Origin of the sequence: Mangrovibacterium lignilyticum (genome assembly GCF_010882175.1) — a bacterium.
GTDB classification, from domain to species: Bacteria; Bacteroidota; Bacteroidia; order Bacteroidales; family Prolixibacteraceae; genus Mangrovibacterium; species Mangrovibacterium lignilyticum.
The window spans coordinates 11,425-30,110 of record NZ_WKLH01000004.1 but is presented as its reverse complement, the minus strand read 5'-3'; the positions used below and the strand labels follow the sequence as shown (position 1 = coordinate 30,110).

The window sequence follows — 18,686 nt, the reverse complement described above, 5'->3', positions numbered from 1 at the left end:
ACCGGTCAGGCTCCAAAAAGCGACATCAATTCCGTCGGCTCTTCTATCAGTTGGCGGGCACCTGAACTAATCAAATCTTCCCGGTCGCGAAAGCCCCAGGTCACTCCAACAGCATACATCCCGGCATTATTCGCCGTAATCATATCCGTATCGCTGTCGCCTACATACAGACATTCTTCCGGTTTCAGATCCATTACCGCAGCTAATTCCAAAGCGACTGTCGGATTGGGTTTCTTCAGTTCTTCTGTCGTCATGCCCTTCACCGCCTGAAAGCTGAAGGGCAATTTCTCGGCAACCAAACCTTTCGTCAACTCGTCGGCTTTATTGGAAAACACAGCCATCGGGATATTCTGTCCGACCATCCAATCCAGCAAACCTGCGATGCCGGAATAAGGTGCAGTCTTATCTTTATAATTTTCACGATAAACGGTCATCATCTCCCCAAAACATTGGCCAATCATTTCCTCCGATCGTTCCTTCTCCGGAATTGCCCGCTGCATTAATGAGCGAAGTCCGGATCCGACAAAAGATCGGATTGCCTGCTTATCGTGGAGCGGATAAGCTTGTTTTTTCATCACCGCATTCACCGCATCCGTTAAATCGTCCAGGGTGTCCAGTAAAGTACCGTCTAAATCGAAAATTACGCCTTTATATACCATTTCTAATTGTCTTTGTTGTTTCGGAATGCACTCGTTTCAAACAAAAATAAACAATTCCTTTTTTACCGCATCCTGTACTTTCGATGTCCGAATCACCTACAAATCGGTAGGAAACGATGGTCAAAATTAGCCTATTATTAAGATTTAAATATTGTGGAACCCTACAATCTCTCTTATCATTTGACTCACAACAAGATCGTTTTTTATTTAGAATTAGCATCAACTAATTATTCTTGCGAAAACCTTAAATTTAGAGTTCCAATAAAATCAAAAAAAAATGTCAAAACAACTCAAAGAGGACGCTTTGCTATATCATTCGCAAGGCAGACCTGGAAAGATTGAAGTCGTTCCGACTAAACCTTACAGTACCCAAAAAGACCTTTCTTTAGCATATAGCCCTGGCGTGGCGGTTCCATGCCTCGAAATCGAAAAAAATCCGGAAGATGCCTACAACTACACTGCCAAAGGCAACTTAGTTGGTGTTATCTCCAACGGAACTGCGGTTCTTGGCCTTGGAAACATTGGTGCCTTAGCCGGAAAACCGGTTATGGAGGGAAAAGGTCTTCTGTTTAAAACCTTTGCCGACATCGACGTATTCGATATCGAACTGGATACCATGGACATTGAGAAGTTCATTCAAACGGTAAAGATTATCGCTCCGACCTTCGGGGGAATTAACCTGGAAGACATTAAAGCACCGGAGTGTTTCGAGATTGAGGAGCGCCTGAAAGCCGAATTGGATATTCCGGTGATGCATGATGACCAGCACGGAACAGCGATCATCTCTTCTGCAGCATTTTTGAATGCTCTGGAAGTTGCAGGAAAGAAAATTGAAGAAGTTAAAGTTGTGGTGAATGGTGCCGGAGCATCGGCAATGGCTTGCTCGAAGTTATATTTCTCGCTTGGGGTGAAACGCGAGAACCTGGTCATGTGCGATTCGAAAGGTGTCATCCATCGTTCGCGGACCGACCTGAACCACATGAAAACCGAATTTGCGACCAGTCGTGACGTACATACGCTCGAAGATGCGCTGAAAGGCGCTGATATGTTCCTCGGTTTGTCGGTCGCCGATATCTTAACTGAAGATATGATTCGCACGATGAATGACACCCCCATCGTTTTCGCACTGGCTAATCCCAATCCGGAAATTGCCTACGAAAAAGCAATCGCTGCCCGTCCCGACATTATTTTCGGTACCGGACGAAGTGACCATCCCAACCAAGTGAACAACGTACTGGGATTCCCTTATATTTTCCGCGGTGCATTGGACGTTCGTGCCAAAGCCATTAACGAGGAAATGAAGATAGCTGCCGTGAGAGCACTTGCCTCTTTGGCCAAGGAGCCAGTTCCTGAAATTGTTTCAACAGCATACAACCAAAATACAATCAGCTTTGGACGTGATTACCTGATTCCAAAGCCACTTGATCCCCGACTGATTTCAACGATTTCAACCGCTGTGGCCAAGGCCGCAATTGAGTCAGGTGTTGCCCGAAAAACAAAAGTTGACTGGGATGCATACAGTGACGAACTGGATCGCCGCCTGGGACATGACAACTCACTCATCCGCACCATCCGCGATCGGATAAAAAATTCAGGAAAGCGCATTGTGCTGGCTGAAGGCAGCCGTTTAAATGTGTTGCAGGCAGCGCAAGCCATGATTCAGGAAGGTATTTGTATTCCGATACTGTTGGGTAACCGCAGTAGAATTCTTCAGCTGGCCAAGGAAAACAAATTGGATATTGACGGTGCAACCATTCTTGAGTTTTACGGACAAGAAGGAGCTGCTCAACGCGAATCTTACGCACAGGCCTTATTCGAAAAGCGCAAACGCAAAGGAGTTACCTTACAGGAAGCCAACCGGATGATGTATGCCAATGAATATTTCGGAATCATGATGGTTGAAATGGGCGATGCCGATGCCTTTGTGTCAGGTTATGCCACCAAATATTCAGATACCGTCCGCCCGATCAAACAAATTATTGGCACCAACAACCCGGGCAAACACATCGCGGGAATGTACATGGTGATGGCCAAACGCGGCCCGATTTTCCTTGCCGACACCACCATTATCAATTCGAACCCTGATGCCGAAGCCTTGAAAGCAATCACCTTACTGGTTAACCGAACTGTAAGCCGCTTTAACATTGAACCAGTAATCGCCCTGCTTTCGCACTCGAACTTCGGATCAGTTGAACAAGGTGATCCTGCCACCCCGCGGAAAGCCGTTGAATTGTTGCATGAGGAAAACCCTGACATCATCGTTGATGGCGAGATTCAAGCCAACTTCGCCCTGAACAAGAAACTGCGGATGGAGAAATTCCCTTTTGCCAAATGGGGTGATAAAAGTGTGAATACCTTGATTTTCCCAAGCCACGAAACAGCCAACATCACTCATAAGTTGCTGCACGAGCTTTCGGGTTACGAGATCATTGGCCCGATCCTACTGGGAATTGATAAACCGGTACACGTTTTACCGATGGAAAGTACCGTTCGTGAGATTGTGAACATGGCAACAATTGCCGCTCTGGATGCAATTTTCACCAACGAATCGGACAAGAACAAAATGAACGACTAACGTACGTCTAAAACGGCAAACAGCTTAAAAAAGCCTGAATATGTTATCACATGTTCAGGCTTTTTCTATTTCCGAAAGTCCGACAGTGCACATCACTCACACACGCTCTATTTTTTTGAAGCTACAAAACACAAAATTCTGAATAGTTTCGGAGGGAGTTTTATGATCCACTTTAATGCATTTTACTTTCTCAAAAAAGTGCTGTAATCTCTCGGTCATCGAATTTTCGGAATACTGCCGAATTTCAATGCCGCTACACTTTTGGGGACCTTGTTCTGAAAAAGTCCCGATTATCAGAACTCCCACCGGGTTGATACTCTTCTGAGCTGTTTCCAGGTAATTTGAAATCTCTTTCTCATCGGTCAAAAAATGAAATGCTGCCCGGTCGTGCCAAAAGTCATACTTTTCAGATGGGCTAAAGTTGGCAGCGTCAGCTACAAGCCATTTTACCAAACCAGCCCTTTCTCCCAGACGAATTTTCGCCCGTTCGATGGCCGATTCAGAAATATCCAGAACGGTAATATCGCTGTAGCCTTCATCTAGTAAGTAATCCACAAAAAGACTGTCGCCACCTCCAATATCAATTATTTTGGCGGAGTATGGCACCTTAAACTGGTGAACAAAGTTGAGTGAAGTTTCCGGATTAGGCTGAAACCAACTCACTTCGTGAAGATCTTTTGTTTGATAGATATTATCCCAATGCTTTTTACGATCGAAGTTTCCCATCAGCAGCTGTTTCTTTTCATTTACGCGTCACGAAACTACTATTTTGAATTGATCTTGAATAGCTCTCAAAACCACATTCTCATTCAATTGAGTTATATCAACTTTAGCAAAATGTATACTCTCTGAGCGGACAAGCACATTCCCACCAATCACAATCCGCTGTTTTTCAACATCTTTATTAAAAACGGCTGAAATTGATGTAACAAAGTCGACAAAATAAAGTCTTTCCAAATAATACCGTTTCACTGACCAAAGAACAACAACCTGAGATGAAACAGTTAATCCAGTGTGTCACATTCTTATTCCTGCTCTTCGGATATTTCCTTTCTCCGGGACAGGAACAAGCAATTGCTAAAAAAAGTTATCAAACTGCATCGACCGATTCTCCCCCGAGAATTGATGCCCTCTTAAATGATTCGTGCTGGAACCAGGTGGAATGGGGTGGTGATTTCATTCAAAGTCAGCCTTACGAAAATAAACCACCCTCGCAGCAAACAGCTTTCAAAATACTTTACGACGACAACAATTTGTATGTGTTTATTCGAGCCTACGATACCGAGCCCGACAAAATTAGCCGCCGCATTTCCCGCCGCGATAACTTTGACGGCGACATGGTTGAAATTAATATTGACAGCTATTACGATCAGCAAACCGCTTTTTCATTTACGGCCATGGCCTCGGGCGCTAAAGGTGAGGAAGCCGTTACCAAGGATGGCAACAACTGGGACTCAAGTTGGAATCCGGTCTGGTACCTGAAGACCTCGATCGATGATGAGGGCTGGTGTGCCGAAATGCGCATTCCTTTCAGCCAGTTACGCTTCGGAACAAAAGACGTTCACGTTTGGGGAATCCAGGTGATGCGCCACATTTTTAGGCTTGAAGAACGCTCAACCTGGCAGATGATTCCTAAAGGGTCGCCGGGTATGGTACACTTGTTTGGCGAGCTGCATGGTATTAAAGGCATCAAACCGAAGAGGCAAATTGAGTTGCTGCCATACACGCTGGCTAAAATTGAACGTTTTCAAAAAGATGAAGACGACCCATTCCTCGACGGTAAAAAAAGCAGTTTCACAGCCGGTCTCGACGGCAAAGCGGCCATCACCAACGACCTCACGCTCGATTTTACCATTAACCCGGACTTTGGACAGGTCGAAGCCGACCCTTCCGAAGTAAACCTGTCGGCATTTGAATCGTATTTTTCGGAACGGCGGCCATTTTTTGTGGAGGGTAAAAACATCTACCAGTTTCAGCCATCAAACACCATTGTTATTCATAATATGGGCGCTGACAATCTCTTTTATTCGAGAAGAATCGGGCGATTTCCTCATTACTCCCCTGATTTGAATGATAACGAGTATGCCGATCTGCCCGAAGCCACAACGATATTGGGCGCCATGAAACTGTCGGGAAAAACGAAAAACGGACTTTCAATTGGCATCCTGGAAAGTCTGACAGCCAACGAAAAAGCGACAATTGATTACAACGGAGCGAGAAGAAAAGAATCGGTTGAGCCACTGACGAACTATTTTGTTGGCCGGGTACAACAGGATTTTAAGAAAGGAGAAACCACTCTCGGCGGCATTGTTACAGCCGTGAACCGCGACATCGATAACCCCACGATGGATTTTCTGCCAACCGCTGCCTACACCGGCGGACTTGATTTCAGCCACAGCTGGAACGAACGGACCTGGTATGTGAAAGGAAACGTTGAATTCAGTCATGTGAAAGGAGATGAGGAAGCCATGCTGGAACTTCAGCAATCTTCGGCCCGTTACTACCAACGCCCTGATGCCGACTATGTGTCGGTCGACTCAACCCGAACATCACTTTCCGGCTACGGAGGCACAGTTCGATTCGGGCGGACGAGCAAAAAGCGCATTCAGTTCGAAACCAGCTTCACGGTTCGTTCGCCGGGACTCGAGTTCAACGATATTGGCTACATGCGCTATTCCGATATCATTCACCACGGCTCTTGGGTGGCTTACTACCTGCGCGAACCTTTCGCCATCTTCCGCGATTTCTACCTAAACACTAATTATTGGATGTATTGGAACTTTTCGGGGAAACGATTAGCGACCTTCGCCAACACAAACTTCAATACCCAGTTCAAAAATAAATGGCGCCTGAATGGAAATTTCACTTGGGTTAGCGAGAATATTTCGACTAGCTTGTTGCGGGGAGGACCATCATTTACCGTGCCCGGCTCCAGCGAAATGAACCTGAATATATCAACCGACCATTCGAAAAAACTGGCTTTTTACCTGGGCTCCTACCTCGGATTAGGTGATGTAAATAGCTACCGCTACCGGGAATACTGGGCGGGAATTGAAGCTCGACCAACCAATGCTCTTTCTGTTTCGTTTGAACCAAGCTATGGAATCGGGAACAACAAAATGCAGTATGTGGAAACTACCGACATGAATGACGATCCGCGTTACCTGTTTGCCACGCTCGACCAGAAAACGGCCATTTTCACCTTCCGGCTAAACTACACGTTCAGTCCGGAACTATCGCTCGAATACTATGGACAACCGTTTATATCAGCCGGGAAATACAGTGAATACAAGCGAACGACCAATACTAACGCCGATCGTTTTGCCGACCGATACCGAATTTATCAGTCGGAGAAAATTAGTTATAATGCGGAGGAAAACAGTTATGCCTTTGATGAAAACGGTGACGGATCAAGTGATTACACAGTCGATAATCCCGACTTTAATTTCCGACAGTTCCGATCCAATTTTGTGGTGCGTTGGGAATATAAACCCGGATCGACACTTTTTCTGGTTTGGTCGCAGGGCCGAACCGGATCCGTTTCGGATGGTTCGTTCGATTACGGGCGCGATATGCGCGAGCTCTTCCAAATTGAACCACACAATGTGTTTCTGGTAAAATTTTCGTATTGGTTTTCGTTGTAATTACGGCCTCCGATTTAAAAAATTAAACCCCAATCATCAAACACCCAATTTAGCCGTTATCGATGGCCCAATCCAGGGAGCTTTCCACAAAAAATATCGTTCAAACTACCAGCCCAGGAAAACCATTCCGGCTCCGCTGATCAAAATGACAACACCAGCCAGCAAATGCACATAACGTTCCTGCTTCTTAAAATTGATGCGTGACACCCCCTTATGTCCCAGGAAAACAATGGTCATCATGGTCGTAATTGTTGCAACGGCAAACAACGATGAGATCAACGCCATCCCTCCCGCACTATGCGAGTACGCCGGAAAGATGAGTAAGGGAATCAGCACTTCGCAAGGACCAAATACAAAAATCAGGAAAATAATCCATGGAGTAATATTCACTTTCTCCGCATCTTCCTCATTGGTTGGCAAATGATGATTCTCGCGGACGTTCTTTGGCATCAGGAAAGCCGGTAAATGCGCGTGGTGCGAACTGGTCATGTACTTATAAATACCGAAAAACGTATAGGCCAGACCAAAAGCAAAAAGCAGCCAGCCTACGAGTTCGCCTCGAAAAGTCTCAATACCTTCCAGTTTGCTGAGGCTGCTGCCGAGTGCAATACCGATCATCCCGATGAGTACCGAACTTCCCACATGCCCGATACCCGAAACAAAGGTAATCCGCATGGTTTTTGCCGTCGACCAATTCCGCGCTTTGCTAATGACAATAAATGGCAGGTAGTGGTCGGGGCCCAACAAGGTATGGATAAAGCCCAGCGACAACGCTGATATCGCCAATAAATACAATTCGTTCATCTTATAATTTATTAATCAGCGAAGCCTGACAAGCAGCTCCAAAACCGTTATTAATATTGACAACACTCACACCGCTGGCACAGCTATTCAGCATCGCCAGCAAAGCCGAAAGTCCCTCGAAATTGGCTCCATATCCGACACTGGTGGGCACACCAATTACAGGCTTATCAACCAGGCCACCAACCACACTGGTCAAAGCGCCTTCCATCCCCGCAACCACGATAATCACCCGTGCATTGCGGATTAGTTCGAGCTTATTAAACAGGCGATGAATGCCTGCCACACCCACATCGTAAACCGACTCGACTTTGTTGCCCAAAAAGCGGGCAGTTTCAACGGCTTCTTCAGCCACCGGCATATCAGAGGTTCCGGCAGCTACCACAGCAATATAACCGTTGCTGTTTTCCCGGTCGCTGTGCCGATACACAATGGTCTTCGCCAGTTCGTTGTAGGTCGCTCCCGGAATTACTTGTTTTACCGCCTCAAACATATCGGGAGTGGCACGGGTAGCCAGTACATCAATGCCCTTTTGGTGCATGCGTTCGGCGATTTGTGCCACCTGCTCAGCCGTCTTCCCCGATGCGTAAATTACTTCGGGTAAACCGGTGCGTTGCTCCCGATCCGTATCGATGGTGGCAAATCCCATCTCTTCAATTCCGTGCTTGGGCAAATGCTCCAACGCTTCGGTCAAGGTAATTTCACCGTCCTTATAACGTTCTAAAATTTCTCTCGGGCTCATCCTTCCAACTGATTAATGACCATTCTCTCTACTTCGCGCATGGTCATCCCGTTTTCGCGGGCCAAACGCTTACAATCATCGGTTTCCGGTTTCGACTTCAACAATCTTCCCTGGTAATAACTTTGCTTCACACGAACCGTCCCTAAACTGATTTCCACTTCAATCTCCTTGCGGAACAACATGTGCTTTTTCACACGACTCTCGCGAATACCCAACGAAGTACTGTGCATAAAAATGATGGTTTTCATGGCTTCTACCAATCCAGGCTGACATAGCACCGACAGTGTCACCGCCGGCCGCGATTTTTTCATGATAACCGGTGTCAGCCAGGCATCGCTAGCTCCTGCCTCAAACAGCTCGTTTAAAATAAAGTCATAATGCTCGGGGTTCATATCATCAATATTGCTTTCGAGCATAACGGCTTCAACGGTTTCCACATCCGTTGGCGCTGCCTGATCTTCCAGCAAATATACCCGAAGTACGTTGGCCACTTCAGCATCGCGATTCCCGATACCGTATGCGGTCTTTACGATCGGCAATTCAAGCTGGCTTGAAAACTCATCAACCATGGCAGCCAAAATAGCCGCACCAGTCGGTGTAGTCGCTTCGTGGTTGACCAACCCGGTTTTTACCGGCAGCCCTTCAACAATTAAGGCTGTGGCCGGAGCCGGAACAGGCATTATGCCATGAGCACATTTTACGGTTCCTCCGCCCAACTGGATCGGTGAAGCCATCACTTTGTCAACCTTTAGGTAGTCGAAACAAATGGCCGCACCAACAATATCGGCAATGGAGTCCAAGGCTCCCACTTCATGAAAATGGACTTTCTGAATATCGATATTATGCACCTTGGCTTCTGCTTCTGCAATCAGCCGAAAGATTTTAAGCGAATTGGATTTCACGGTACCCGACAGCGTACTGCCATTCACAATTTCTTCGACATGTCGCAAATGGCGGTGCTTTTCGTTATCCGGATTTTCGACGATTACATCCGCTTTTGTTCCGGTAATTCCACGACGCTGATCTTGTTTGATTTCAAGATGAAAACCTTCAATATTCAATTTCGCTAATTCTTGTTTCAAATATTCGGCATCCACGCCCAAATCAACGAGAGCGCCGAGGTTCATGTCGCCGCTGATGCCGGCAAAACAATCGTAGTATAATATTTTCATTATTTCGTTTCTGTTTGATTTATGCCCTTGATAACCCGGTTTAGCTTTCCGGACACCAAGCCTTCCCGATCGATCTTTACATCCTGAAAACCGAGGTTTTTGATTTGGCTCACCACTTGATTTTCCATGGCAAACAAACGCTCTATTTCTGTTTGTTGTACTTCAACCTGACCGTAAGAACCGTAATGGCGTACCCGAACATCGACAAAGCCCAACTCGTTTAGAAAATTCTCCGCTGCTTCCACCTGCTGCAATTTTTCACGGGTGATATGATGATTATAAGGAATCCGGGAACTCAGACACGGGCTTGCCGGTTTATCCCAGTTTGGCAAATCGAAACTACGGGCAATATCGCGAATCTCTTCTTTGGTTAACTGACATTGGGCCATTGGGGCCAAAACCTTGTACTGAGCAGCTGCCTGCAAGCCCGGGCGATAATCGCCCAAATCATCATGATTGGTTCCGCTTAACACATCAAAATCGGGATACTTTTCCTTGATCTGCTGCAGATAGTGAAACAAGTGTTCTTTGCAGAAATAGCACCTGTTCTCCGGATTTTGGTTGTAACGTTCGTCAACCAGCTCTTCGGTCTTAATCACTTCCAGTTTGATGTCGAAATCACGGCAGAAGTTCTGGGCTAACTCGAAATCCTTCGCTTTTAAACTCTCCGAATTCGAAATCACCCCAATAGCATTGTCCTTTCCCTGAAACTTACGAGCCAGAAAAAGCACCAGGGTTGAGTCGATTCCTCCGGAAAAAGCAACGATTGAGCCTTTTCGGTCTTTAAACCATTCTTCGAGCTGGTCGAGTTTATTTTGATTTTGCATGTCACTCATCATTCTTTCATTTAAAATCGTAACACCTTTCTTCGAGCGGGTGTTACCGTTAAAACAAGTTTACGCATTATTCCGCAATAAAAACAAAACAATACTTTCTATATAAGGGAGAAAAGCGAAAAATGTTTGCGCGAGACTTCAATAGAATTCGTCGCACTTTGTATTTAGATGCGCTGGTCTTTGGGGCGGGCAATAAAAAAGGCCATCCATTCGGACAGCCTTTGCTTGGTATTAATATTTTTTAGCCACATCGGGCCTTAATTTTCGATTTCCTTTTTGAGCCTTCGGATCATACGGACAATGCATACATCCATTTGAGCAGCAATAGCCCCGTTTCACCAAATAACTTTCTGTCATGACCCGGTAACCTTCTTTGCTCAGATAAAAATCAACTCCTTCAACAAAATCGTCATATCCATCGCTGAACATGTGATCAAACATTCCCATCGCAATTAATCGTATTTGAATTTTTGAAGGAAGTGGCCCATGCGATCACGCTTGGTTTTCAGGTAACGTTGGTTGAACTCGTTCGGTGCAACTTCCAACGGAACGATTTCAGTTACTTCCAATCCGTAACCTTCAATACCAACGCGTTTCACCGGATTGTTGGTCATCAGTCTCATTTTTTTCACACCCAGACTACACAGGATTTGTGCTCCAACACCATAGTCACGTTCATCAGCCTGAAATCCCAGGTGAATATTCGCTTCGATGGTATCCATACCTTCATCCTGCAGTTTATAGGCTGCAATCTTGTTCATCAGGCCTATTCCGCGTCCTTCCTGCATCATATATACAACAACACCTTTACCAGCCTTTTCAATCAGGTCCATTGATTTGTGCAGTTGGTCGCCACACTCACAACGCATTGATCCAAAAATATCGCCGGTCATACAAGATGAGTGCATCCGAACCAGTATTTCTTCATTTTCGTCCCAAGTTCCTTTGATCAACGCAACATGCTCTGCACCGTTTGATTTTTGACGGAATGGAATAATATTGAAATCGCCATATCGTGTCGGCATCGGAACTTCCTCGCCACGATCGATTAGGCTTTCCTTGTCAAGCAGATAGGCAATCAAATCCTTGATTGACACAATTTTCAGGTCGAAACGGCCAGCTACTTCCATCAACTGAGGAAGACGAGCCATTGTCCCATCCTCATTCATGATTTCGATTAAGACACCAGCTGGTTGCAATCCGGCCAAACGTGCCAAATCAACTGCTGCTTCGGTATGACCTGCACGGCGCAAAACACCGCGATCTTTAGCTTTCAGCGGGAAAATGTGCCCCGGACGTCCCAATTCTTCAGGCTTTGTTTCTGAGTTGACCAAAGCGCGAATCGTCTGCGATCGGTCACTTGCTGAAATCCCTGTTGTACAGCCATAGCCGATTAAATCAACAGAAACAGTAAATGGTGTTTCGTGCGAGGAAGTGTTTTTCCCCACCATCAAATCCAGTTCCAGTTCTTCACAACGACTTTCAGTCAACGGAACGCAAATCAGTCCGCGACCATGAGTGGCCATAAAATTCACCTTTTCGGGAGTCATTAATTCTGCGGCGGCAATAAAGTCACCTTCATTTTCGCGATCTTCATCGTCGACAACGATCACCAAGTCACCATTTTTAATGGCGGCAATCGCTTCTGGTATCGTATTTAATTTGAACTCGGTCATTATAATTCGTTGGTTTTCAAAATGCCGCTGCAAAACTAAGGAAAATTATCGATTTACAAATGACTTTCGCCCTGTTAAGCTCGCTGTGCCTTCTCCCAAGTTACTGACTGGCGACCACTAACGAAGCGAAAAAGCCCTTTCACTGCGGCATAATTGATGGCAGTAAAATAGTACGGAATATAAAACAACTTGTTGCCTGAGCTGACGCCCTCACGCATAAAACCCACAAACGCAAACAAATACCAGATCGTTTGTATTGCTATTATCGAGATGTAAATTAATTCTAAAGAATTGTTGCCTGTGCCGAAAGCAAGATAAATATTACAGAAGAAAGTAATCACCAGCGCCCAGGGAGCGAGCGTCCACCGAAGAATTTTGTGTGAAAAATATTGGAAACTCAACCAGCCCATCCGAAACGGGTTAAGCAAAACAGGCAATTGAACCATCGCCTGTAAGCCTCCTGCAGCAATACGGCTTTTACGTTTCAACTCTTCCTTCACATTCATCGATCCATCTTCCCAAGCCACCGCCTCCGGTTCGTAAACCAGCTGATACCCCTCAGCTGCCAGTTGCATCGAAATTTGAAAGTCGTCCAACAAACAGTCATCGGCTAAAGGGCGGAACAGCTTACGCCGAATGGCAAAAAGCTCACCTGCAGCACCAACAACGGAACTCAGGTCAGATTCCAGTTGCTTAACGAGCGATTCCAGGTTCCAGTACAAGTTTTCACCAGCCGCAGCCATATTCGTTTCATCACCTTTCAACACCCGCTTTTCGCCGGCCACACAGCCCACCTTTTGATGCTGAAAATGACGAACCATTTTTAATATCGAGTCAGGTGATAACAAGGTATTGCTATCCGTAAAAACAACAATAGGAGAATCGACAAACTGCATCCCGCGATTCATCGCATGAACCTTCCCGCGTCTTTCCGGTAAATGTTCAACTTTAATTTGTGAATATTTTCGAAGCAATTCGGGCGTTCCATCAGTAGAACCATCTGTAATCCACAAAAATTTCAGATTTTCTTTCGGGTATTTAAGTTGAAAGGAGTTTTCAACTTTAGCCGCAACCGAATCGGCCTCGTTATAAGCGGTAACAAACAAGCAAACCTCTGGATATTCTTCCTGTTCCGGAGCATTTGTCCGTTTAAAAAATAGTCGTTTGAGATGAACAAGAATTGCTAATAGAAACGCATAACCGGCAAAAGTATAGCCGACAACCAGCACTGCTATCCAAAACAGCCACTCAATCATCTAGTTGTTTCTTGTAAAAGTCAATGAGGGACGAAACGATCGCGAGGTTATCAAATTTTTCACGAATAAATTGAACGGCATTCTTACACAGTTTTTTGTAAAGCTCTTTATTTTCGATCAGCTCGCTTACTGCATCAAGAAATTCATGCGGTTCATTGGCAATGAGAATGTGTTCGTGATCATTCGCGGCAATCCCTTCAACCCCAATTTTAGTCGACACAATTGCTTTCCCTAAGGCGAGTCCCTCTACAATTTTGATTCGCATACCTGATCCGGAACGCAGCGGAACCATCATGACGGCTTTTGAATTCATAAATTGGTAGGCATCTTCTATCTCTCCAAGGAAAACCACATTGGCCATTTTCAATTTCGTTTCGAGCCAGTGTGGCGCATTTCTCCCGGCAACGTAGAATTTGAGTTCCGGATACTTGCGGTAGATCAGCGGCCAGCATTCATTCAAAAACCACAATAAACCTTCCTGGTTTGGCCCCCACTCCAATGAACCAATATGGAAGAGCGAAGGAAATTCAAGGTCCTTTGCAGTCGGAACCAGCGATGATAAGTCAATCCCGGTTTGGGAAGTGATTCGTGGTTTTATATTCCCCAGCTTATCCAGAAATTCGCCATCGCGCTCGGTAATGGAAACCAAAACATCATATTCGTTCAGGTAACTCATCCCAAACTTTTTTATCCGACGGGTCAACATGGCCAGATAGAGTCTCCGGAATCCGACCGACAATTTGCGGGACCGATCCCAAATTTCGTGCTCAATATTATGAGCTCGATATGCCACTAAAGCCTTGCTGTGCTTGCGGATTAATGGAATGTAAGGACACAAATAAAGCCCTTCCAGCTGGATCACATCAAATTCCTGTTCCTGCAACAACCGAATTAAAGCCAGGCTATAATCTTCGCTGATAAAACGGGCTGCAATGTAGGGTAAATCGGAAAACAGCAAATTATTCACAGCACCCGTAAATGTTATTTTTGCCGGTACATCAACCAGTTTAAAATCGATCTGAGCGGCCAAATGTTCCGGAATTTCTTCTAACAAAGTATAATGCTTCGCCGTATTCATCGCCAAAATGGTCACCTGGTTACCCAAAAGAAAGAAACCTTTGGATAATGTGAGGGTCGCAATAGCACCACCATCGGTTGGCGGCCACGGATTTTTATTGGTTAGCTGCAGAATTCGCATGTTCTGAATTTTCAGGTTGATTCTTTTTTCTCAGAATAAAATTTATGAATTTCTTTAATTTATATTGATAGGTTTCAACATTCATCAAGCCCGAATCGGTAGCGGCCTTGTATGTGAGAAAAAATCCTAACGGAAAGAAAATTATTGAAGCCAGCCACATTCCTTCAGTCATTGTCCAAACATCCTCCCGAGCTGCTTTTTCGCCTGAAATCGAGACCATATAATACAGAATAAACATGAATATTGATACCACAGTTGGCATCCCCAACCCTCCTTTTCGGATGATCGCGCCAAGCGGCGCACCAATAAAAAAGAAGATGAGGCAAGCGACCGACCAGGTAAACTTCCGATGTTTCTCCATCGTGTATTTATTCAGGTTCTTTTTGATATTATAGAGTTCGAAAATATTCTGATCAATGGTTTGTTTATTCATTCGGGCTTGGTTCACAGCCGTCGAGTACAACTCATCTCGCTGCATCGGATCAAGATTCGACACCAACGAATCGTAATTCAATTCACGATCAACTACGATCGGGGTATAACTACGAAGTGAATCTTCGACATTTGAGAGGTCGACAACCGATTTGTTCAACTTTTGATTGTAGCGCATATTAATCGCAAAGCGCCTCACCCGATAATTATAATCTTTATACAGGGAATCCTCGACATGTTCCAGCTGATTTAAAGTCAACATGCGATACATATTCCGGAGATTGTCCTCGTCGGTTCGTTTGAAATCGAATCCGCGCAAAGGAACTGTCACAACTTGTTTCTGGAAATGCGTTCGTCGAAAGGTGTATCGCTTCGTTCGCTTGTTCTGCGTAGGATCTTCATCTTTCGCATTTTCGCCGGCGAACAGCGTCATAATCATGAACTTCTTATCTTCCGAAATTTTCATAAATCCTGAATCGGCTACAGTCACCGAGGTATTTCCATGATTGTCTCTGTGGTCGTAAATCAGAATCTTATAAAGCATGTTGGTCTTTTTGCTTTTCCGGTCGACTTTGATACTATAACCATCGATGTCATTCGTGAATATTCCTTCTGTAATAACCATCTCCGGCTTTTGTTTCTTAATGCTGGACATTAAAGCGCCAAACTTCAGGTTGGTTTGTGGAAGAATATTATTGGAAAAGTAAAAAGCAAAAAGCGATAAGCCAATAGCAACAAAAACCAAGGGTTTCATGATTCGGAATAGCGATATGCCGGAAGCTTTCATGGCAACCAGCTCATAGTTTTCGCCCAGACTACCAAAAGTCATGATTGAAGCCAGAAGCGTTGCCAAAGGGAAAGCCATTGGGATCAAGCCCATTGATGCATAAAGCAATAGTTCTGCAACAATGCCCCATTCCAATCCCTTCCCGACCATATCATCAATGTATTTCCATAAAAACTGCATCAGCAGGATGAAAACACAGATAAAAAATGTCATAAAGAAAGGGCCCAGAAAGCTCTTTAGCACATATTGGTGTAATCGTTTCATTTTATTCCTTTGGGAAACGATACAAAACTAAGCTATTTTGGAGAAATTTAAAGTTAAATTGAGATTAACAACCAAGCACCCGTCTCAAATCTGTTATCTGGCTATTCCAGAGCTCTGTCGTTTCTTCTTCTTCACCTGGATCGGCAAAGTCTGTTATCAATAGCGTAACATCGCCTGTCAACTCATCTTTGGCAATCAAAAACTCGAAGTAAGTATCATCATCGTCATCATCCTCCCATTTGAACCGCACCAAACGACTGTCCTTACTCTGAATCATTTCAGCCACTTGTTCTGAACCATCCCAAATAAATATGTATCGCTTTCCTTTCACGTTTACATCATCGGCAAACCACTCAGTCAAGCCGGAAGCCGTACTCAGCCGATTATACAAAACACTGGGAGAACATTTTATTGGGAACTCTAATTGAATTTTCGATTTCGCGGTCATGGTTGTAATCTTTATCGCAATATAGGTATTATCGGCTAATTAACCAATGGCCCTAAAATTGTGAAAATATTTTCTAAAAAAATTCTTGCAAATGCTAAAAATTAAATGCTATATTTGCACCGCAATTTTGGATAACGGGTCAACAAATAGGGCCATTTATCGAGAGTTCTAAACAAAAAATGGCGAGGTAGCTCAGCTGGTTAGAGCGCATGATTCATAATCATGAGGTCGGCGGATCATGCCCGCCTCTCGCTACAGAAAATAAAAAGGGAATAGATGAAAATCTGTTCCCTTTTTTTTTATCAACCTCACCCCATAAATTTTAGTTTGTGCTAAAAAAACAGGGAGCCGAATACATCCAGCTCCCCGTCTTCACAATCTATAGTCGAACTCAAAGAAGCCGGGCACTCTTGCCCGGCCTCCCATTGTGATTCCAGAAATACTACTCTCTACCTCGTATTAAAGTAGTCTCGTATCAAAAATGGCTTTCCTTTATTTATTTGGTCTGTCATTTTTGTTGCTGATAGATCAACTCTCCGTTCAGAACGGTGTCTCCCAGAATAAATCGATAGATATAAGTTCCTGAGACAAGTCCTTCCGGATTGTACGTCGTTTTAACATATTCACCTTCTGTTACCAGTTGTTTCAGTACGGTAGCTACTTTCTGTCCAAACATATTGAACAGTTCGATGGTAGCCTTTCCATCCTGGTTAGCTGTAAACTCAAAGGTTAACTCATGAGAGAACGGATTCGGATAAGCCGTAATCGTTGTTGCAGATTTCATACTCAACGTAGTCAAAGTCTGAGTTGATTCAAACGTTGAAGCAACTTGTGGCAAACTACAATTACCTGGCAACGGCGTATCATCTGAACAACCTGGTACTGCATCGATCATACCGGTACTACCAACCTCGTAGGTATTATTAACGTAAGTTTTAAACCAATATGAACTAATCGGAGCAGGTTTTGTATAGGTCGCTCCAATAATTGACTTCGTATCGTATTTCACACCGAGAACATAAACTGTTCCCGTATTCGCACCGCTTACCTTCATATGAGCGACACTATTGTCAATGCCATCCACCGAAACTTCGACGGTATTCAGTTTGTCACAATTTTCATCAAACAGTTTGATATCCAACTGAGCAACACTAAACAACTTACTCAACTTGCCATCATTTCCCTGCTCAACTCTTATTGTAAAGGAACTTGATGGAGCTTCAACATAAGTGTAATAGAAGAATACCCCCGGTACTGCATTACCTACAGAACCACCACCTTTGTTACTTGGCGTGTAACAAATATTATACAATTGGGTAGCCGATTCCGTCCGGTAGTGACAACAAGTGGTCTGTGTCGGGAAAATGTGGTCACACGGCACTGAGTACAACATAAATGTACAAGTTGCACTATTTCCACAGTCATCGGTAGCAGTCAGTGTTACGGTAACCGGTGAATCATCTGCCTCAACAGGCTCATTCAGCGTCTTACCATCCGAACGACTGGCAGTAACTAATACATCGTTGTCACATGCATCACCTGCTGTTGGCAAGGTAATTCCGGGTGATTCGCCACATTCAAGTGTTTTGTCTCCAGGACATGTGATTGATGGCGGTGTTGTATCAACAACGTCGATCGTTTTGCTGCAACTGCTTGAATTACCTACACAGTCGGTGGCTGTCCACGTACGGGTCACACTGTATTCCTGCGGACATGCTCCTGGTGTGGTTACATCTTCATACGTAATCGTTGGAGAGTCATCACAGGCATCAACTACCGTTGCATCACCAAAGACGGGTGTATTCGGACACTCAACCGGTGTAACAACTGTTGGACAGGTAATCACTGGTGCAGTAGTATCAACAACATCGATCGTTTTGCTGCAACTGCTTGAATTACCTACACAGTCGGTGGCTGTCCACGTACGGGTCACACTGTATTCCTGCGGACATGCTCCTGGTGTGGTTACATCTTCATACGTAATCGTCGGAGAGTCATCACAGGCATCAACTGCCGTTGCATCTCCAAAGACTGGTGTATTCGGACACTCAACCGGTGATACAACTGTCGGACAGGTAATCACTGGTGCAGTAGTATCAACAACGTCGATAGTTTTGCTGCAACTGCTTGAATTGCCTACACAATCGGTGGCTGTCCACGTACGGGTCACACTGTATTCCTGCGGACATGCTCCTG

The 18,686-nt window shown here is 44.8% G+C and carries 16 protein-coding genes and 1 tRNA gene; 3 read left to right on the top strand and 14 right to left on the bottom strand.

The features are described from left to right. Window positions 1-5: 5 nt before the first annotated feature. A complete protein-coding gene (locus GJV22_RS17740; RefSeq protein ID WP_163717087.1) occupies window positions 6-659 on the bottom strand; it encodes an HAD family hydrolase in 654 nt (217 codons plus the stop codon). A gap of 277 nt (window positions 660-936) precedes the next feature. Here GJV22_RS17740 and GJV22_RS22355 point away from each other — a divergent pair, with 277 nt between their 5' ends. Beyond that, window positions 937-3,234, top strand: coding sequence for an NADP-dependent malic enzyme (locus GJV22_RS22355; protein ID WP_163717084.1), 2,298 nt, complete (start codon window positions 937-939; stop codon window positions 3,232-3,234). 96 nt (window positions 3,235-3,330) lie between these two features. Here the strand turns inward: GJV22_RS22355 and GJV22_RS17730 are convergent, their stop codons facing one another. Beyond that, window positions 3,331-3,960 (bottom strand): class I SAM-dependent methyltransferase, encoded by a 630-nt coding sequence (locus GJV22_RS17730; protein ID WP_163717081.1) that lies wholly within the window; start codon window positions 3,958-3,960, stop codon window positions 3,331-3,333. Between the two features lie 27 nt (window positions 3,961-3,987). Continuing rightward, entirely contained in the window at window positions 3,988-4,191 is a 204-nt protein-coding gene (locus tag GJV22_RS17725) for a hypothetical protein (RefSeq protein ID WP_163717078.1), read from the bottom strand. Between the two features lie 38 nt (window positions 4,192-4,229). Between GJV22_RS17725 and GJV22_RS17720 the strand changes: the two genes are divergently transcribed. Then, window positions 4,230-6,878 carry a DUF5916 domain-containing protein gene (locus tag GJV22_RS17720; RefSeq protein ID WP_163717077.1) on the top strand — a complete coding sequence of 883 codons (2,649 nt, stop codon included), beginning with the start codon at window positions 4,230-4,232 and terminating at the stop codon, window positions 6,876-6,878. A gap of 105 nt (window positions 6,879-6,983) precedes the next feature. Here the strand turns inward: GJV22_RS17720 and GJV22_RS17715 are convergent, their stop codons facing one another. From GJV22_RS17715 to GJV22_RS17670, 10 genes are all read right to left on the bottom strand, one after another. Further along, complete coding sequence (locus GJV22_RS17715) at window positions 6,984-7,682, bottom strand: urease accessory protein UreH domain-containing protein (RefSeq protein WP_163717074.1); 699 nt, start codon at window positions 7,680-7,682, stop codon at window positions 6,984-6,986. Window position 7,683: 1 nt separating this feature from the next. Next, on the bottom strand, window positions 7,684-8,421 hold the full coding sequence (gene larB / locus GJV22_RS17710; RefSeq protein ID WP_163717071.1) for a nickel pincer cofactor biosynthesis protein LarB: 738 nt from the start codon (window positions 8,419-8,421) through the stop codon (window positions 7,684-7,686). Beyond that, window positions 8,418-9,593, bottom strand: a complete 1,176-nt coding sequence (larC, locus tag GJV22_RS17705; RefSeq protein WP_163717068.1) for a nickel pincer cofactor biosynthesis protein LarC — start codon at window positions 9,591-9,593, stop codon at window positions 8,418-8,420. Before larC ends, larB begins: the two co-directional genes overlap by 4 nt. Further along, window positions 9,593-10,429: an ATP-dependent sacrificial sulfur transferase LarE gene (gene larE / locus GJV22_RS17700; protein WP_205461942.1), complete on the bottom strand. Its 837-nt coding sequence runs from the start codon at window positions 10,427-10,429 to the stop codon at window positions 9,593-9,595. The genes larC and larE overlap by 1 nt, the downstream gene beginning before the upstream one ends. Before the next feature lie 231 nt (window positions 10,430-10,660). Further along, on the bottom strand, window positions 10,661-10,870 hold the full coding sequence (locus GJV22_RS17695) for a DUF5522 domain-containing protein (protein WP_205461941.1): 210 nt from the start codon (window positions 10,868-10,870) through the stop codon (window positions 10,661-10,663). Window positions 10,871-10,881: 11 nt separating this feature from the next. Continuing rightward, complete coding sequence (locus GJV22_RS17690; RefSeq protein WP_163717063.1) at window positions 10,882-12,105, bottom strand: bifunctional 3,4-dihydroxy-2-butanone-4-phosphate synthase/GTP cyclohydrolase II; 1,224 nt, start codon at window positions 12,103-12,105, stop codon at window positions 10,882-10,884. Window positions 12,106-12,179: 74 nt separating this feature from the next. Further along, on the bottom strand, window positions 12,180-13,361 hold the full coding sequence (locus tag GJV22_RS17685) for a glycosyltransferase family 2 protein (RefSeq protein ID WP_163717060.1): 1,182 nt from the start codon (window positions 13,359-13,361) through the stop codon (window positions 12,180-12,182). After that, complete coding sequence (locus tag GJV22_RS17680; protein ID WP_163717057.1) at window positions 13,354-14,559, bottom strand: glycosyltransferase family 4 protein; 1,206 nt, start codon at window positions 14,557-14,559, stop codon at window positions 13,354-13,356. Before GJV22_RS17680 ends, GJV22_RS17685 begins: the two co-directional genes overlap by 8 nt. Further along, the gene (locus GJV22_RS17675; RefSeq protein WP_163717054.1) at window positions 14,534-16,042 is read right to left on the bottom strand and encodes an LptF/LptG family permease; all 1,509 of its coding nucleotides are present in this window, start codon (window positions 16,040-16,042) and stop codon (window positions 14,534-14,536) included. The genes GJV22_RS17680 and GJV22_RS17675 overlap by 26 nt, the downstream gene beginning before the upstream one ends. Before the next feature lie 64 nt (window positions 16,043-16,106). Continuing rightward, a complete protein-coding gene (locus GJV22_RS17670; RefSeq protein ID WP_163717052.1) occupies window positions 16,107-16,490 on the bottom strand; it encodes an START-like domain-containing protein in 384 nt (127 codons plus the stop codon). Window positions 16,491-16,671: 181 nt separating this feature from the next. Between GJV22_RS17670 and GJV22_RS17665 the strand changes: the two genes are divergently transcribed. Next, a tRNA-Met gene (locus tag GJV22_RS17665) sits at window positions 16,672-16,745 on the top strand. Window positions 16,746-16,998: 253 nt separating this feature from the next. On the opposite strand, the gene GJV22_RS17660 is transcribed toward GJV22_RS17665, so the two are convergent. Continuing rightward, window positions 16,999-18,686 (bottom strand): T9SS type A sorting domain-containing protein (locus tag GJV22_RS17660; protein ID WP_163717050.1); only part of this gene is annotated, 1,688 nt, incomplete at its 5' end.

Excerpts from the sequence above, each read along its gene's own strand:
- GJV22_RS17740 (WP_163717087.1), bottom strand. The coding sequence starts at position 659 with ATGGTATATAAAGGCGTAATTTTCGATTTAGACGGTACTTTACTGGAC.
- GJV22_RS22355 (WP_163717084.1), top strand. The coding sequence starts at position 937 with ATGTCAAAACAACTCAAAGAGGACGCTTTGCTATATCATTCGCAAGGC.
- GJV22_RS17730 (WP_163717081.1), bottom strand. The coding sequence starts at position 3,960 with ATGGGAAACTTCGATCGTAAAAAGCATTGGGATAATATCTATCAAACA.
- GJV22_RS17720 (WP_163717077.1), top strand. The coding sequence starts at position 4,230 with ATGAAACAGTTAATCCAGTGTGTCACATTCTTATTCCTGCTCTTCGGA.
- GJV22_RS17715 (WP_163717074.1), bottom strand. The coding sequence starts at position 7,682 with ATGAACGAATTGTATTTATTGGCGATATCAGCGTTGTCGCTGGGCTTT.
- larB (WP_163717071.1), bottom strand. The coding sequence starts at position 8,421 with ATGAGCCCGAGAGAAATTTTAGAACGTTATAAGGACGGTGAAATTACC.
- larC (WP_163717068.1), bottom strand. The coding sequence starts at position 9,593 with ATGAAAATATTATACTACGATTGTTTTGCCGGCATCAGCGGCGACATG.
- larE (WP_205461942.1), bottom strand. The coding sequence starts at position 10,429 with ATGAGTGACATGCAAAATCAAAATAAACTCGACCAGCTCGAAGAATGG.
- GJV22_RS17695 (WP_205461941.1), bottom strand. The coding sequence starts at position 10,870 with ATGTTTGATCACATGTTCAGCGATGGATATGACGATTTTGTTGAAGGA.
- GJV22_RS17690 (WP_163717063.1), bottom strand. The coding sequence starts at position 12,105 with ATGACCGAGTTCAAATTAAATACGATACCAGAAGCGATTGCCGCCATT.
- GJV22_RS17685 (WP_163717060.1), bottom strand. The coding sequence starts at position 13,361 with ATGATTGAGTGGCTGTTTTGGATAGCAGTGCTGGTTGTCGGCTATACT.
- GJV22_RS17680 (WP_163717057.1), bottom strand. The coding sequence starts at position 14,559 with ATGCGAATTCTGCAGCTAACCAATAAAAATCCGTGGCCGCCAACCGAT.
- GJV22_RS17675 (WP_163717054.1), bottom strand. The coding sequence starts at position 16,042 with ATGAAACGATTACACCAATATGTGCTAAAGAGCTTTCTGGGCCCTTTC.
- GJV22_RS17670 (WP_163717052.1), bottom strand. The coding sequence starts at position 16,490 with ATGACCGCGAAATCGAAAATTCAATTAGAGTTCCCAATAAAATGTTCT.